Annotated in this window: 13 protein-coding genes; 8 read left to right on the forward strand and 5 right to left on the reverse strand. The window is 43.8% G+C overall.

Annotated elements, in window-relative coordinates; genetic code table 11:
• Positions 1–844: 844 nt before the first annotated feature.
• From dppA to WDV74_RS00965, 8 genes are all read left to right on the forward strand, one after another.
• Positions 845–2,455 carry a dipeptide ABC transporter periplasmic-binding protein DppA gene (gene dppA / locus WDV74_RS00930; protein ID WP_273557491.1) on the forward strand — a complete coding sequence of 537 codons (1,611 nt, stop codon included), beginning with the start codon at positions 845–847 and terminating at the stop codon, positions 2,453–2,455.
• A gap of 142 nt (positions 2,456–2,597) precedes the next feature.
• Entirely contained in the window at positions 2,598–3,617 is a 1,020-nt protein-coding gene (dppB, locus tag WDV74_RS00935; protein WP_189759244.1) for a dipeptide ABC transporter permease DppB, read from the forward strand.
• Between the two features lie 9 nt (positions 3,618–3,626).
• On the forward strand, positions 3,627–4,529 hold the full coding sequence (gene dppC, locus WDV74_RS00940; RefSeq protein ID WP_273557560.1) for a dipeptide ABC transporter permease DppC: 903 nt from the start codon (positions 3,627–3,629) through the stop codon (positions 4,527–4,529).
• Positions 4,530–4,541: 12 nt separating this feature from the next.
• The gene (gene dppD, locus WDV74_RS00945) at positions 4,542–5,522 is read left to right on the forward strand and encodes a dipeptide ABC transporter ATP-binding protein (protein ID WP_338804248.1); all 981 of its coding nucleotides are present in this window, start codon (positions 4,542–4,544) and stop codon (positions 5,520–5,522) included.
• Positions 5,519–6,535, forward strand: a complete 1,017-nt coding sequence (dppF, locus tag WDV74_RS00950; protein ID WP_338884086.1) for a dipeptide ABC transporter ATP-binding subunit DppF — start codon at positions 5,519–5,521, stop codon at positions 6,533–6,535. Before dppD ends, dppF begins: the two co-directional genes overlap by 4 nt.
• Before the next feature lie 170 nt (positions 6,536–6,705).
• A complete protein-coding gene (locus WDV74_RS00955; RefSeq protein WP_338885503.1) occupies positions 6,706–7,413 on the forward strand; it encodes a HAMP domain-containing protein in 708 nt (235 codons plus the stop codon).
• A gap of 106 nt (positions 7,414–7,519) precedes the next feature.
• On the forward strand, positions 7,520–8,986 hold the full coding sequence (locus tag WDV74_RS00960; protein ID WP_338884088.1) for a pitrilysin family protein: 1,467 nt from the start codon (positions 7,520–7,522) through the stop codon (positions 8,984–8,986).
• Positions 8,987–9,081: 95 nt separating this feature from the next.
• Positions 9,082–11,226 carry a phospholipase C, phosphocholine-specific gene (locus WDV74_RS00965; protein WP_338884090.1) on the forward strand — a complete coding sequence of 715 codons (2,145 nt, stop codon included), beginning with the start codon at positions 9,082–9,084 and terminating at the stop codon, positions 11,224–11,226.
• A 165-nt stretch (positions 11,227–11,391) separates the two neighbouring features.
• Here the strand turns inward: WDV74_RS00965 and WDV74_RS00970 are convergent, their stop codons facing one another.
• The 5 genes from WDV74_RS00970 to yhjD form a co-directional block, all read right to left on the reverse strand.
• A complete protein-coding gene (locus WDV74_RS00970) occupies positions 11,392–12,072 on the reverse strand; it encodes a LysE family translocator (protein WP_338884092.1) in 681 nt (226 codons plus the stop codon).
• Between the two features lie 101 nt (positions 12,073–12,173).
• Positions 12,174–13,586: a radical SAM protein gene (locus tag WDV74_RS00975; protein ID WP_338884094.1), complete on the reverse strand. Its 1,413-nt coding sequence runs from the start codon at positions 13,584–13,586 to the stop codon at positions 12,174–12,176.
• A gap of 339 nt (positions 13,587–13,925) precedes the next feature.
• Entirely contained in the window at positions 13,926–14,966 is a 1,041-nt protein-coding gene (locus WDV74_RS00980) for an IS630 family transposase (RefSeq protein ID WP_338883023.1), read from the reverse strand.
• Positions 14,967–15,382: 416 nt separating this feature from the next.
• Positions 15,383–15,589, reverse strand: a complete 207-nt coding sequence (locus WDV74_RS00985; protein ID WP_086109733.1) for a 4-oxalocrotonate tautomerase family protein — start codon at positions 15,587–15,589, stop codon at positions 15,383–15,385.
• Positions 15,590–15,644: 55 nt separating this feature from the next.
• Positions 15,645–16,643 carry an inner membrane protein YhjD gene (gene yhjD, locus WDV74_RS00990; RefSeq protein WP_338884096.1) on the reverse strand — a complete coding sequence of 333 codons (999 nt, stop codon included), beginning with the start codon at positions 16,641–16,643 and terminating at the stop codon, positions 15,645–15,647.
• Between the last annotated feature and the right edge of the window lie 56 nt (positions 16,644–16,699).

Below are 16,699 nucleotides of genomic sequence, written 5' to 3' on the forward strand. Positions count from 1 at the left end.
CATGATAAAATATCAGAATTTTCTTTATGATATAGATTAAGGTGGAAAAAATTTATTAATAGAGCACTCAGGAGATTAATGTAACATGAAAAATAAAAGAAAACGCAGTTTGTTTGTAATAAATAACAAAATAAAGATATCAAATAAAATAATACCAAAATAAAATATCAGGTTAAAGGAATGAAATAATACATAAAAACTCTATAATATGTAATTTGAAAAATTTCAGGAATCATTTTAATTTCCTTGTTGTTTCTAGCTCCATTTATAGAAGTGGTTTTATTATACTAAAATAGATAGGTAAAAATAACTTATTATAATGTAGTTATTATCATTCCATTATTCCGTCAACGATGAATGAATAACCCAGAATATTAATTCAATATTTTAATAATTTCATCAATGGTAAATAAATGTGGAAATTATCTATACGTATTAAACTTCAAGTTGCAATTTACAACACTCTATGAAACTTGATTTCTCCCCGCGGAGCGGGGAGAAATCACACGCATCTTGAAGTTAGATTGGTATATACCTGTTAATTGAATAAGTAACTTGATGGGAACTTGCTTTTGTTGCTTGTTATTTAATCACTTGACTACAAATGAAAAATTCTCATCACAGAGATTAATTTGTTCTATTTGCTTAATTTTTGGTTTATTTGTCTATTTAATGTGCTTCTTGTCATGTTTTTTAACCATTATTGTTAATAATTCTTTTCTTTTGTGTTTTTCTTGTGTTTCTGGTGTTGTGTTTGATGATGTTGACGTCAGGCATAACAATTGATTAATTGATAAGCGAAAAACAATAAAACAAGCTAAATATCACAAACGGGGTTCAAGTAATGACAATTTCCAAGAAAAAACAGTTCAGTTTGTTAAAACTGGGTGTCGGTTTTGTCGCACTGGCTGTGACAGCTAGCATTCAAGCAAAAACGTTGGTTTACTGCTCTGAAGGCTCTCCTGAAGGTTTCAACCCACAGTTATTCACTTCTGGTACAACTTATGATGCAACTTCCAGACAGATTTATAACCGTTTGGTGGATTTTAAAGTAGGTACAACTAACGTCATTCCAAGTCTGGCCGAAAGCTGGGATGTGAGTGACGATGGTAAGGTTTATACCTTCCACTTGCGCAAAGGAGTGAAGTGGCATAGCAATAAGGAATTCAAACCTACCCGTGATTTTAATGCTGATGATGTGATTTTTACTTTTATGCGCCAGAAAGATAAAAATCATCCGTACCATCAGGTGTCGGGGGGCAGCTATGAATATTTCATCGGTATGGATATGGGGAATATCATCAGCAAAATAGAAAAAGTCGATGATTATACCGTTCGCTTTGTCCTGTCACGTCCTGAAGCCCCTTTTATCGCTAATCTGGCGATGGATTTTGCTTCTATTCTGTCCAAGGAGTACGCTGATGTGATGATGAAAGCGGGAACGCCTGAGAAAGTTGACTTGAATCCAATTGGTACAGGTCCATTCCAACTCGTGCAATACCAAAAAGACTCCCGAATTCTCTATAAGGCATTTAAAGATTATTGGGAAGGGCCAGCAAAAATCGACCGCTTAGTCTTTTCTATTACGCCTGATGCTTCTGTACGTTATGCAAAATTACAGAAAAACGAATGTCAGGTTATGCCGTATCCAAACCCTGCGGATATATCCCGCATGAAGCAGGATAAAAATATTGCCTTGATGGAACAGGCTGGTTTGAATGTGGGATATCTTTCTTTCAATGTCACCAAGCCGCCAATGGACAACGTGAAAGTACGTCAGGCATTGGCGATGGCAGTGAATAAAGATGCCATCATTGACGCTGTCTATCAGGGCGCTGGGCAGAAAGCGAAAAACCTGATCCCGCCTACCATGTGGGGCTATAACTCAGATATCAAAGACTACTCTTATGATCCCGCCAAGGCTAAGGAATTGTTGAAAGAAGCCGGTTTCGCGAATGGTTTCGAAACCGATCTGTGGGCGATGCCTGTACAGCGTCCATATAATCCGAATGCCCGTCGTATGGCGGAAATGATTCAGGCTGATTGGGCGAAAATTGGTGTCAAAGCCAAGATTGTCAGCTATGAATGGGGCGAATACCTGAAACGAGCCAAAGATGGTGAACCGAAGACCGTGATGATGGGGTGGACAGGAGACAATGGTGACCCTGATAACTTCTTCGCAACCCTGTTTAGTTGTGCAGCGAAAGATAACGGTTCTAACTATTCAAAATGGTGTTACAAGCCATTTGAGGATGTTATCCAACCCGCGCGTACAACCGCTGATGTTAACAAACGTACAGAACTTTATAAGCAAGCGCAGGTTGTCATGCATGAACAAATGCCTGCGTTGATCATTGCCCATTCCACGGTTTATGAACCAATTCGTAAGGAAGTGAAAGGATATGTGGTTGATCCACTAGGCAGACATCTTTTCTATGATGTTGATCTCAAATAATTCTTGCTGTTGAGCTGTTGTGATTAACCATCCCCCAGAGTTTTCTGTGGGGATGGTTTCGCTTCTCTGATGGACAAGTTGACTCTGTAAACACCAAGCGGTCCGAAGAGCTGCACTGGTATTTAAAAAGGGAACTCAGGATATGCTGCAATTTATCCTCCGACGTCTGGGATTAGTGATCCCGACGTTTATTGGTATTACGCTGCTGACTTTCGCGTTCGTACACATGATACCTGGTGATCCCGTGCTGATTATGGCGGGAGAGCGTGGGATTTCTGCTGAGCGTCATGCCCAATTACTGGCTGAAATGGGGTTAGATAAGCCTCTCTGGGAGCAATATTTTCATTACATCAATGGCGTATTACATGGTGATTTGGGGATCTCGTTAAAAAGCCGCATTCCAGTGTGGGATGAGTTTGTCCCGCGTTTTAAAGCGACTTTTGAATTGGGTATCTGTGCCATGTTATTTGCCATCGCTGTCGGTATTCCAGTCGGAGTATTGGCGGCCGTCAAACGGGGTTCTGTCTTTGACCATACAGCGATTGGTTTGTCATTGACCGGCTATTCTATGCCAATTTTCTGGTGGGGGATCATGCTGATCATGCTGGTTTCCGTGCATTGGAACTTAACCCCTGTTTCTGGCCGAATCAGTGATAGTGTGTTTCTTGATGACAGCAATCCTCTAACGGGTTTTATGCTAATTGATACACTGATTTGGGGTGAGGAGGGCGATTTCACTGATGCTGTCATGCACATGATCCTGCCTGCCATTGTGCTGGGAACGATCCCATTAGCCGTTATCGTGCGTATGACGCGTTCTTCCATGCTGGAAGTGTTGGGTGAAGATTATATCCGTACTGCCAGGGCAAAAGGGCTGAGCCGCATTCGTGTCATTATTGTCCATGCGCTGCGTAATGCGTTGTTACCTGTCGTCACGGTGATTGGTTTGCAAGTAGGCATCATGTTGGCGGGTGCCATTTTGACAGAAACCATTTTCTCATGGCCAGGATTAGGGCGTTGGCTGATCGATGCCCTGCAACGTCGTGACTATCCGGTGGTACAGGGCGGGGTATTGTTGGTGGCAACCATGATTATTCTGGTCAATCTGGTGGTTGATTTGCTGTATGGCATCGTCAATCCGCGTATTCGTCATAAGAAATAGGAGCACATGATGACTCAAACAACTGAGCCTGTGGTATCGGGTGCACCGAAATTAATGACGCCGATACAGGAATTTTGGCACTACTTTAAACGTAACAAAGGCGCAGTGATTGGCCTTGTCTATATTATCCTGATGCTGCTGGTTGCAGTATTGGCGGGGGTATTAGCGCCACATGGTCCAGCAGAACAATTCCGCGATTCCTTACTGATGCCACCGGTATGGCAGGAGGGGGGAAGCTGGCAATTTATTCTCGGCACTGATGATGTTGGGCGCGATATCCTGTCCCGTCTAATGTATGGCGCACGCCTTTCATTGTTGGTTGGCTGTCTGGTCGTGGTGATGTCACTCATCATGGGCATCATTCTGGGAGTATTGGCCGGCTATTTCGGTGGCATGGTGGATACCATTATCATGCGTATCGTCGACATTATGTTGGCCTTGCCAAGCCTGCTGCTGGCATTAGTGCTGGTGGCGATCTTTGGTCCATCAATTGTCAATGCGTCATTGGCACTGACTTTTGTCGCTTTGCCTCACTATATCCGTCTGACAAGGGCGGCGGTACTGGTAGAAGTTAACCGCGATTATGTGACGGCTTCCCAAGTCGCTGGTGCGGGAGCCATACGCCAGATGTTCATCAATATCCTGCCAAACTGCCTTGCGCCGTTGATTGTGCAAGCGTCATTAGGGTTTTCGAACGCTATTCTTGATATGGCGGCCTTAGGGTTTCTAGGTATGGGGGCACAGCCACCAACGCCAGAATGGGGAACCATGTTGGCCGATGTTTTGCAATTTACCCAAAGTGCGTGGTGGGTTGTGACCTTTCCGGGGCTGGCTATTCTGTTGACAGTATTGGCATTTAACCTGATGGGAGACGGGTTGCGTGATGCACTTGATCCCAAGCTCAAGCAGTAGGGGGATTGTGAAATGGCATTATTGAATATAGACCAATTATCGGTGCATTTCGGGGATGAAGATGCACCATTCCGCGCTGTTGACCGTATTAGCTACCGTGTTGAGCAGGGAGAAGTTGTCGGCATTGTTGGAGAATCTGGCTCAGGTAAGTCTGTCAGTTCATTGGCAATTATGGGGCTGATTGATTATCCGGGCAAAGTGATGGCCGAAAAAATGGAATTTGATGGCTGTGACCTGACCAAAATTTCAGAAAAAGAGCGTCGGCAGTTGGTGGGGGCGGAAGTCGCGATGATTTTCCAAGATCCCATGACCAGTTTGAACCCGTGCTATACCGTCGGTTATCAGATTATGGAAGCCTTGAAAGTCCATCAGGGCGGCAATCGAAAGACGCGACACCAGCGGGCAATCGACTTATTGACCCAAGTGGGTATTCCCGATCCAGCTTCTCGTCTGGATGTTTATCCGCATCAATTATCGGGAGGGATGAGTCAGCGCGTGATGATCGCGATGGCTATCGCGTGTCGGCCGAAGCTTCTGATTGCCGATGAACCGACGACGGCTCTGGATGTCACCATTCAGGCACAAATCATTGAGTTGTTGTTGGAATTGCAGCAACGGGAAAATATGGCCTTACTCTTGATCACCCATGATTTGGCGCTGGTGGCAGAAGCAGCCCATCATATTATTGTGATGTATGCTGGACAGGTGGTGGAAATTGGCAAGGCAACGGAAATTTTTCGTGCACCTCGCCATCCTTATACACAAGCATTATTGCGGGCATTGCCGGAATTTGCGGTGGACAAGTCTCGTTTGGCATCGTTGCCTGGCGTTGTTCCTGGAAAATATGATCGCCCAATGGGGTGTTTGCTCAACCCCCGTTGCCCCTATGCCAATGCGCATTGTCGTCAGGAGGAGCCACCATTGAAATCAATGAGTGGGCGTCAGGTTAAATGTCACATGCCACTGGATGATGAGGGGAGGCCAACAGTATGAACATTCAACAAAACAGAGAACAAGAAAAGGCGACAGCAATTTTACTGAAGGCCACGGAATTGAAGAAGTATTATCCGGTGAAAACCGGTTTATTCTCGCCTGAGCGTATGGTTAAGGCGTTGGATGGTGTCTCATTTGAGCTGGAAAAAGGCAAGACGTTGGCAGTTGTTGGCGAATCGGGCTGTGGAAAATCCACATTGGGTCGTCTGTTGACCATGATTGAAAAACCGACAGATGGGGAGCTTTATTATCTGGGGCAAGATCTCTTGGTGCCAAATAAAGAAGCAGAAAAACTTCGTCGCCAGAAAATCCAGATTGTATTTCAAAATCCTTACGCTTCCCTAAATCCGCGTAAAAAAGTGGGACAGATTCTGGAAGAACCATTGTTGATTAATACTTCACTGACCGCGAGCGAACGCAAGGAAAAAGTCTTGCAGATGATGGAGAAAGTGGGGCTAAAACCGGAACACTATGCGCGTTATCCACATATGTTTTCTGGTGGCCAGCGTCAGCGTATCGCCATTGCCCGCGGGTTGATGTTAAATCCGGACGTGGTGATTGCAGATGAACCCGTTTCAGCGTTGGATGTTTCAGTGCGGGCGCAGGTTCTGAACCTGATGATGGATTTGCAGCAGGAGCTGGGATTGTCTTATGTCTTTATATCCCATGATCTTTCGGTCGTCGAACATATTGCTGATGAAGTGATGGTGATGTATTTGGGACGCTGTGTTGAAAAAGGTAGTAAGGAAATGATTTTCAACAATCCGTGCCATCCTTACACACAGGCATTATTGTCGGCGACACCTCGTCTGAATCCTGAGTTACGCCGTGAACGTATTAAGCTGACGGGAGAACTGCCAAGCCCCATGAATCCGCCTGCGGGGTGTGCTTTTGCGGCTCGTTGCCGTCGTGCATTTAGCCTATGTACCCAATCCCAGCCTAAATTAAGACAATATGACGGACAACTGATCGCGTGTTTTGCGGTCGAGCAGGATCAAAATCCATCCACCTAACCCTACCTGACCGTGGTATAACGTATAAGCGTTGTAGCTCGGTCATTTTCTCTATTGCATCGCTATTCATCAAAATAAGACGACCGCAAGTAAAATCAAGTATACTCACTCACATTGTTAAGATGTGTTGGTCAGTGTTTTCATTATTAGTTGGTATTGGTTTGGATAAGATGAAATTGCGTGTCAAACGTTCGTTAACCATTAAACAGATGGCCGCAGTGACAGGAGTCACTTTGGTTACCATTGCCATTTTCATCACCATCCAGTTATCCCACCTATTGCAGCAGCGGAAAGATGACTATATTAGCCAGCTTAACAATGCAGCCGTACAGATCCAAACACCTTTGGCGGAAGCGTTGTTGAGTTCAGATCTCAATAAAGCGAAAACGCTGTTGATTGGGTTGAAGACCTCGGGCATTCTGGGTCGGGTCGATGTGTTATTACCTGATAACGTTCGGGTCATGAGTCTGGATTTTGCCACTCATCGTCCCATACCTGAACTGGCAAAGAAGGTTTTTGGTATTCCTGTTGAGGTCAATATTCCTCTCTATGTTTATGGTGTTGCGCCAAAAACAGCACAATCACAGGGACACCTTATGTTGCAGGTTGATTCCAATCGGGTATATCGTTTTGCCTTGAATACACTTGCATTAATGTTGACCACTTATTTATTACTCGCACTTATTCTTACGGTGTCGATAAGCTGGTGCGTAAATCGCATTATCATCCGTCCACTGCGCGATGTTGCATGGGAACTGAATGAAGAACAAGCGTCAGAGCCTATGCCTTGTCCTAAAAGCCATCAGGATGATGAGCTGGGGTTGCTGGTAAAAGGCTATAATCGTCAGGTTAATAAGCAGAAAACGTCATCAAAATGAAACCTGACAAGATGAATAATGGTCTAATTCTCGATGATAATATCCAAGGATGGCGGGTTGTCTTAGGTTTTGCAGAATAAAATTAAACAGGTAGGGGTAAGTGAAAATGCTGGGTAACAAAATTGGATATCTTATTGGTGGTGCGATCCTGGCTACGACTTGTTTGGTGCATGCTGAAACCTTGCAACCTGATCCAGCCTGGCAACAAGGCAAACTTGAAAATGGATTCAGTTGGCAAATTCTGCAAACACCACAGCGGCCTAATGATAGAATACAGTTACGATTATTGGTAAAGACTGGCTCATTGTCTGAGAAAAATCAACAACGGGGTTATACCTATCTTATTCCCAAAATCGTTTTATCCAGTAGCAAAGATTTATCATCGCAGAAGTTGGAAAACCTCTGGCACAATGTCATAGATACTAAAAATCCCCCTCCACCCGCCATTGTTTCCTATGATTTCACTCTTTATAGCCTGAGCCTGCCAAACAATCGCCCTGAACTATTGCAAGACGCATTGATATGGTTGTCTGACATTGCTGGTAGTGCGGTATTTACGTCTGAGACACTGGCACAAGCCATGAAAGGGGATGCACATCTTGTGACAACTTTTCCATTTGATATTCAAGATCCCGTGTGGCGTATGCGCTTACAAGGATCGACACTTATTGGCCATGATCCTGGTATGCCAGTATCACTGCCTGTGGATGTGAAAAAGATCGAAAATTTTTATCATCAATGGTACACGCCAGATGTGATGACACTATATATCGCGGGTCATGTTGACAGCCGATTACTGTCAGAGCGAATTAACCAGACATTCGCATCATTGGATGGAAAACGGCAGACGCCAGAGCCTGTTCCTACCTTGTTGCCGCTGAAAGTCGCAACGATTGGCGTAGTGAATGAGAAGGCTAAACAAGATCGTTTATCTTTGACCTGGAACCTGAACTGGTTGCCGATTAATGATTCGCAAACCTTGATTCAGTACTGGTTAAATGACCTGACGCGTGAAGCGCTTTACTATTACCTACAATTGGGGCTAAAAGACAAGGATGACATGCAATTAGGCCTGGATTGTCGTGTGCTGTACCAGCGGGCAAACTGCTCATTAAATTTGGATTCTTCTACGGATAAACTGATGGAATCCACACTTTATCTGGCTTCCCAACTGGCATCATTGCGAGAAAATGGATTGCCACAGGAACAATTTGATGAACTCTATGCTCAGAAGCGGAGTCAGCTCCAGCAGTTATTCGCCATGTATGCTCGTACGGATACCGATATTTTAATCAACCAACGTCTGTTGTCACAGCAAAATAATGTGATAGATATCGCTCCTGAACAATTCCAGCGGTTAAGGCAAGCGTTTTTATCCTCCCTGACACCACAACTTTTGAATAAAAAGCTGCAAGAGATGTTGTCTCAAGACATCTCTTTTATTCTGGTGCAACCAAAAGGTGAAGCGACGATTGATGTTAATCAAATCAAAAATAGCTTTAACCAAATTATGAGACCGGGGCCACAGCCGGAGAAACCGAAAGAGCCTAAAACAGTGAACGATGGGGAGTAAGAGGGTAAACAAGTGCTCTTGTTTCATTTCCCAGTAATATTTGGGCATTACCCTCGAGACTCTTTGCAGAACTCGTCTCAGGAGGTTAAAAACTTATGCCCGACTTTTCACGCAGAAAAATATTACAAGCAGCTGCGATCGGAGCTGCGAGTTCATTACTGCCCGCTTCGATTCGCAAGGCGCTAGCCATACCCGCCAATAACCGTACCGGAACTATAGATGATGTAGAACATGTGGTGATCCTGATGCAGGAAAACCGCTCCTTCGACCATTATTTCGGCACGTTACCTGGCGTACGCGGTTTTAGCGACCGTATCACCATTCCACTCTCCGGTGGGCGCAACATTTGGCAGCAGCAGGGAGTTGGGCGGCTGGTCTTGCCTTATCATTTAGATAGCCGACGCGGTAATGCACAGCGGGTTAAAGGTACGCCTCATTCCTGGAATGATGCACATTCCGCTTGGGATAATGGCTGTATGAGTGCTTGGCCAACCTATAAAACGACACACTCAATGGGTTATTACTGCCAGGCTGAGTTGCCGTACCAGTTTGCTTTGGCCAATGCCTTCACCTTGTGTGACGCATACCATTGTTCGATCCATGCCGGTACCGATCCCAATCGTTTGTTCCTCTGGACCGGCACCAACGGTCCCAGTGCCGCTAACGTTGCCGCAGTGGTCAACGAATGGGATTCTCCCGGTCTTCCAGAGGAAGGATATACATGGAAAACCTACCCAGAACGACTGGAGGAGAACGGCATTAGCTGGAAAATTTATCAATACCTGCCGGACAACTTCGGTGATAACCCGCTGGCTGGTTTCCGCCAGTACCGTGCCGCGAGCGTCGCGGCCGGTAATCCGGCACAGCCGCCGAAAGGTTTCCACGATTTTGTACCTTACAGTGATGAACTTAATGAGAAAATTCCATTGTATAAGGGTAACGGTAATACTCTGCCGGCTGTCATTGGCAACGAGCTGGAGATGATACTGGCTGGATTTCGCGCCGAGGTGAAGAAGGGTAGATTGCCGCAGGTAAGCTGGATTGTTGCACCGGAAGCCTATTGTGAGCATCCAGGGCCTTCCTGCCCTGTGCAGGGGGGCTGGTTCATTCAGGAGATCCTCAATGCGCTGACAGATGACCCGCAGGTGTGGAGCAAGACGGTATTGCTGGTGAATTTCGATGAGAATGATGGTTTTTTTGACCACATGCCTTCACCCTCCGCACCGTCGCTACGGAAAGATGGTAGTTTCGCTGGCAAGTCCACGCTACCCTTCGACACTGAAATTTTCCAACACGTAGCCCCAGAGGGATCGCATCAGCAGCCACCACCAGACGGGCGCATTTATGGTCCTGGGCCGAGAGTACCGATGCTGATCCTGTCCCCCTGGAGTCGTGGAGGTTGGGTTAATTCACAGGTATTCGACCACACCTCAGTTCTACAGTTTTTGGAAAAACGCTTCCGGGTACGCGAGCCGAATATCAGCGCCTGGCGGCGTGCAGTGTGCGGTGATCTCACTTCAGCATTCAACTTTGCCAATCCCAACAATGAAGTACCCCGTTTGCCTGCCATCACGCGACGGAAAGCAGACAACCTGCGTCTGAGCCAGGATGCGTTACCACCGGTGCCGTTACCGGAGGTTGGAAAGCAGCAGTTGCCGTATCAACAGCGCCAGAGTCGCCCGTCCCGTGCGTTACCTTATCGGCTTAATGTTGGAGTCTCGGCTTACCCTGACAAGGGGTTACTGACCCTGAGCTTTCACAACACGGGCGAACAGGGTGTGGTATTCCATGTTTACGATAAGCTACATCTGGGTGATATCCCGCGGCGTTATACCGTTGAAGCCGGTAAATCGCTCAGTGATGACTGGCAGGCGGCAGATAACTATGATCTCTGGTTGCTAGGACCCAACGGTTTTCACCGTGCACTGAGTGGTTCACTGACACAGCGGCAGCCAGAAGTGAGTCAAATCATGGATGATACTTGCCTGCAACTGGAACTGCACAATCCGGGTGACAAAACGGTAGAGATCATCATAAAACGCTGCCCTTATACATTGCAGGGACCGTGGCACATCAAAATGCCAGCAGGAAGCTGTCACAGCCAGATTTTTGGCACCCACACCAGTGGTGGCTGGTACGATATTTCGCTGGCGGGGCCGAAAGGATGGCATCGTCGCTTGGCCGGCAGACTGGAAAACGGTGAGCACAGCATCAGCGATCCGTTGATGGGAAAAGCGTAAGGTAACTGTGTGGAATAACAGGGCGGTTAACCCGCCCTGAATTAAATGATTAAATTGATTTAAGCTGACTGATATCGGTTTACAAAAGAAGAAACTGTCACTGAACATCTTCTGTTTAGGGAGAACTTATTTGCGGCAGTTTCAATAAAATTCGGGTTGATGATTTTATCGGTTAGCTATATTCAAAAGCAACCCTATTCCGAATATAACCATAAGTCCTCCTACAACTACATCAAGCCATTTTTTAATAGAGATCCTGGAAAACGAACTAGAAGCTAAGCTAGTTAGTCTTGCTAATGCTTGATGATATGCAAGATCAATAATGATAACACCTACAAGAATAATCAATTGGGCACCTAAGTTATCCGGATTTCCAGCTGCAGGTGCAAACAGCCCGAAAAAGAAAGCTGCCATCTTAGGATTACCGATGCTAACGTAGAATCCTTTGAGAAATGCTTTACTTATTGATTGATGAAATCCAAATGTCTGGAATTGCCTATTCTTTGTTTTCATATCCATTTCTACTGTCACTACTGCCTTATGCTGATTTTTTATATGTGTATGAATCAATATAAAGCCGAGGTAAACGAGATATCCTCCCCCTGCCATTTGGATTAAGGTTAGCATCCAGGGTAATGCGGCCAAAACAGTACTGAGGCCAAGCAAGGTTGCGACTGCATAAATTGCAACCCCTAATGTAGTGCCAAAAGCAGTTGCAATCCCTGCTTGAGAGCCTCCAGTGACACACATCCGAGAAATAATAACCATGCTTGGACCTGGAATCGGTACAGCCAAAGCATAAATAGCGAGAGCAACAAAAATAGAGCTTATATGAAATACTTCCATCTGAATAAGCACTCCAATACTATATTGCCGTTGATTAATATAATAAAACATAGAGTCGATTATTTATTTTTTTTATCGCCGCTATTTCATTCACATGACTATTAAATACCGAGACGCCACATGAAATGATTATCCATACCTTCCTCGAAATCCTCAAACAATTTGCGATCTTTCGATGTCATAGTGACTGCATAGTGTTGGTTTATTAAAGATTCGTAGTGCGGATCGCTATAATTCGGAAGCTGATCGCATCTATTTTTCGCGAAATCACTATAGAGGAAGTATGTTATTTCTTCCAGTCTCGCTAAACCTTGCTGAGTATATCGGATACCTTTTTCGTCAGGAATGGCCTCTATGAGACCAAGTTTCAGCAATGCATTGAATGTCTTTCCATATATTTTATCTAGGTCTACACCATAATGTTCGGAGATATCAACGAGGTTCTCAGTTTTTACGTTTGCTAATCCAAATATAACTTTCCGCCGGGCTCTTTCCGTGTTGTCATAGCGACCTAAACGCCAAATTGCGGGATATCCATTTTTAATTCGTTGAGCGTGATCTTTGGTATTGCAGAAGTTGAAGTATTGACCAGCCCATTCGTTATTCTTACCATTTAAATAACCAAACGATGATGGTTCAATCCCAATAAGATTAACACATTCAAATTTATCAGATTGTTGTTCTGGGCGGATTTCTGGTCGGTGAAGGTATGAAATTGGTCCATCCACAAAGCCTCGCTCATGTAGCATTGTACGTGCCATAATCCACATGCGATCCCGTGTGCGTGCATCATTGTAACCAGTTGGATTTTTTTCTAGCTTACGAGTAATTATATCAGTGTCTCTCATAATACAAGGAAAGACATTAATTACGTTCAATTCTTTAATCTTAGAAAGCTCATTGACTGTATTGTAGAGACTATCATAAGTTTCATATGGCAACCCTGCCATAAGTGCACTAATGAACGAATCAAATCCCTCAGACATACATATATCAATTAGCCGCAAATAATCATCAAGAGACGAGTTTCGACGATTTATGGCATCTAAAGATGTTTGGTTTCCGCTTTCCAAATCAATAACTAAGTCAGTAAATCCAAAAGATTTCAAGAGGCGTAATTTTTCTCGCAGCTGTGACTCATTATAAGACTTAGGATAAATTTCTGTTTTTATTTCAGCTCCATCCATCAAAATCATGTGTTTTTCACAACTATCGAGGAGGCGATGTAGACTACCATTGCTCATTAGCGATGGTGTACCGCCACCGAGTTGAAGCGATCTGGCTTTAATGGGTTCCCCCATAATGTCATGATTCAATTTTAGTTCTGCAATTAGCATATCTATCACTTCCTTTTCCTTTGCTAGATGTGAGTTAGTTTCACTTATACGTTGCTTGTGGAAATGGCAGAATGTGCAAATTTGTTCGCAGAAAGGATAATGTAAATAGGCTTCAAATGTTGAACCTGCTAACGACTCAATTGTAGATTTAGCTTCTTGTGGAGATATTTCATCCATCGCTCTCAAAGGATAATAATGAGAAATATAATAAAAACCATGATAGCTTCTGCGAAGACCATACTTATTAAATTTTTGTATATCTTGTTAAAATTCCGTTGCAATATCAACAAGTCGTTGAGCTTCAGGGTTTTTTATAATTAAAGATTCAGCATAGCTTTCGAATAGAATATTGCTATCAGTCAAGGCTTGTGCTTTACGCATATTAATACCTATTTAGTTTTATTTGGATATGAAATATTTCTATGTGTTCTTAGTGTGTTTTTTAATAAAAATAATAAGTTGCATGATTGGCTTTAGGTTTATTTTATATTCTCACTTATTGTTTTAAATAAACTTTCATAATAACGATACACTCATTTTTTTCATTCCCGGTTGTTGCCCGAATGAAAATGCAATCATAAATTCTTCAACGCACGCTAAGAGTTGCCACATATACTGACAGCAATGATTTCGGGTGACGGTTTCATGCAAGGATTGCCACAAGCGTTCAATCTTATTTAGCCATGGCGAATAGACCGGTAAAAATAACAGGTTAAATTGAGGATTTTGTTTTAGCCATTCCCTGACCTTATGGCTTTTGTGAATACCATAATTATCCAAAATCAACGTGATACTTTTGGCTTGACGATACTGACGATTAATTTTCTCTAACATATTGATAAATAAATCAGCGTTTTTCTTTATACCACCGACATAAGTCACTTGACCTGTTCGGACATCAAGGCAGCCTGCAAGGTAGTGCTTTTGGTTTTTCCCCGGTGTCATCACGCGTTTTTGTTGTCCTTTTAGACACCAGTCTGCCCCGATTTTAGGATTCAGATCGATATCGACTTCATCTTCATAAAAAACAAGATGTTGCTCTGATGCGTTGGCTAAGGCTTCGGTGATTTTTGCCATTTTTTCGTCATACTCCGGATCAGGCTTTTTGACAGTAGGCGCCGCTCTTCGCCAGACAATACCCACCTGACAAAAGTAACGATAAAGCGTACTTTTCGACAGTGATACCCCTAATAATTCATTGATTATCTGAGTGATAAGTTCAATACTCCAGCGTGAACGCAAACAGTCAAAATCCTGCGGGGAGTGTGATAATAAGAACGACAACAAGCTAAAAATCGGGGCTAAATTCCATCGAGTAGGCCTTCCTCTCGGTAAGCTTTTTAATCCTTCCAGCCCATATAACGTTAACCAATTTATCCAACGATGGACGGAAGAACGTGAACAATGAAGGGTTCTGGCGATGTAAGAAACGGTCTGACCTTCATGTAACATCAAGAGTGCCATGAGTCGGCGGGCGTAATCTTTATCCCGGGTTTTATGAATAAATTTTTTCATCTGACGTCGTTCATTTCGGGGTATTGGTGCTATGATTCGCATCACTCAGTCCATTTTGGGATTTTTTTGATTTGGCGATTAATCAGATCGCAAAAATTGGACTGAGTTCCCTTCAAGTGATCTACTATTTTGAAAGCTTATTTAAATTAAATAAGCCTATTTAATAAATATTAAATGAATTGTAAACGATATTTTAAAATGATTCTGATAGAAATTAATTTGATTTTTTAGTGGGTGATTGATTGTTATATCTATACCAACATAACTTCAAGATGCGTGTAATTTTTTCCCGCGAAGCGGGGAGAAATCAGGTTTCATATAGTGTTATAAATTGCAACTTGAAGTTTAATGCATAAAATCCATATTTTATATTTAAGTGTTTGTATGTATTTGTGCATATTTAAAAGGGCAGTTAATCTGCCCTGATTTAAATGATTAAGATTTTTTAAACCCTTAATTCACTTCTTCGCGGCAGCCCGTAACTCAGTCACGTTTTTACCGCCGATACCCCAGTTATCTGTTTCGACTTCATCAATGATGACAAAGGTTGTTGCCGGGTTTTTCCCAAGTACATCCACCAGCAATTGGGTTGCACCTTCAATCAGTTGTTTTTTCTGCTCAGCGGTGGCGCCTTCGCGGGTAATTTTGATGTTCACAAATGGCATAAAATGACTCCTTTTTGGGTTTGTTATAGATAGTGGGTACAGCAAAAAAACAGTCTTATTGATTGAGATATGGATGTTTATCTGGCTTCTTTTCTTCCGCAGTGGCGATCCAGGCAGCGCAGAACAGCGTCAAACGGGCGAAAAAATAGAAAAATGCCATTAAACCAATCACCGAACCAAAAGCAGCACCTGAAGGGGAGCTGGCAAGGCGGGGCAACATCATGGTCATAATAGATTTAATCACTTCAAATCCAATGGCGGCCATGAGTGTGCCTTTAAACAGCGCTTTTCTTTCAGGGCGATGACGCGGCAAGATCCATAATATCCAAAGGAATAACAAATAATTGGATGAAATGGAAATCGTCATACCAATTGATGTCCATGCCGGCCGGAGCCATTCTATCCCTTCCAGTCCGAGGGCGTGGACGATAGTGGCTTGGGCAGAGCCTGCTATGGAAGTCAGTGAAAGGGTAATGACCAACGCAAATAGCAGGCCAAATAAAGAGAAAAAGTCGCGAATATATTGAAAGTAAATTTTCTCCTTATCTTCATGATTGCGTTCCCAGACATCCCTGGATTGGGCGAGTATTGCCTCGCGTAAATTACCAACCCAGTTCATCCCTGAATAAAGGGCGATTGCCAAGCCTGTTAGTCCCACGGTTGTTCTTTGGTTGATTGCCGTGTCTACGCTGTTTTTCAGGGTGTTGGCGAGAGCGGGATCACTGATGCTATTAGCGATGCCATTAATCAAACGTGCCAGCAGGTCAGGATTGGAGGCCAACACAAAACCGGCGATGGCAAAAGAGAGCATCAGAATTGGGATTAAGGATAGAAACGAAAAATAGGTAATGGCAGCCCCAAATTGGCTACCCATGCGGTCGTTAAAACGTTGTGCCGCCCTAATAAAGTGGGCGATAAAAGGAATACGGCGGATAGTATTGCCAATACGGATGGTGACGGAAAGCGCTTTTCTACTGCCATATAGCCCCTTCTCTAATGGTGTAAGATCCTTCCCTGTATTGAGTTGTTCCCTTTTTTCATGGTTATCTGGCATTACATCCTCTAGCGAAAAAATATGTATGCGAAAAAAGAGTAACAGGCAAAATAGAA

Origin of the sequence: Xenorhabdus sp. TH1 (genome assembly GCF_037260955.1) — a bacterium.
GTDB classification, from domain to species: Bacteria; Pseudomonadota; Gammaproteobacteria; order Enterobacterales; family Enterobacteriaceae; genus Xenorhabdus; species Xenorhabdus griffiniae.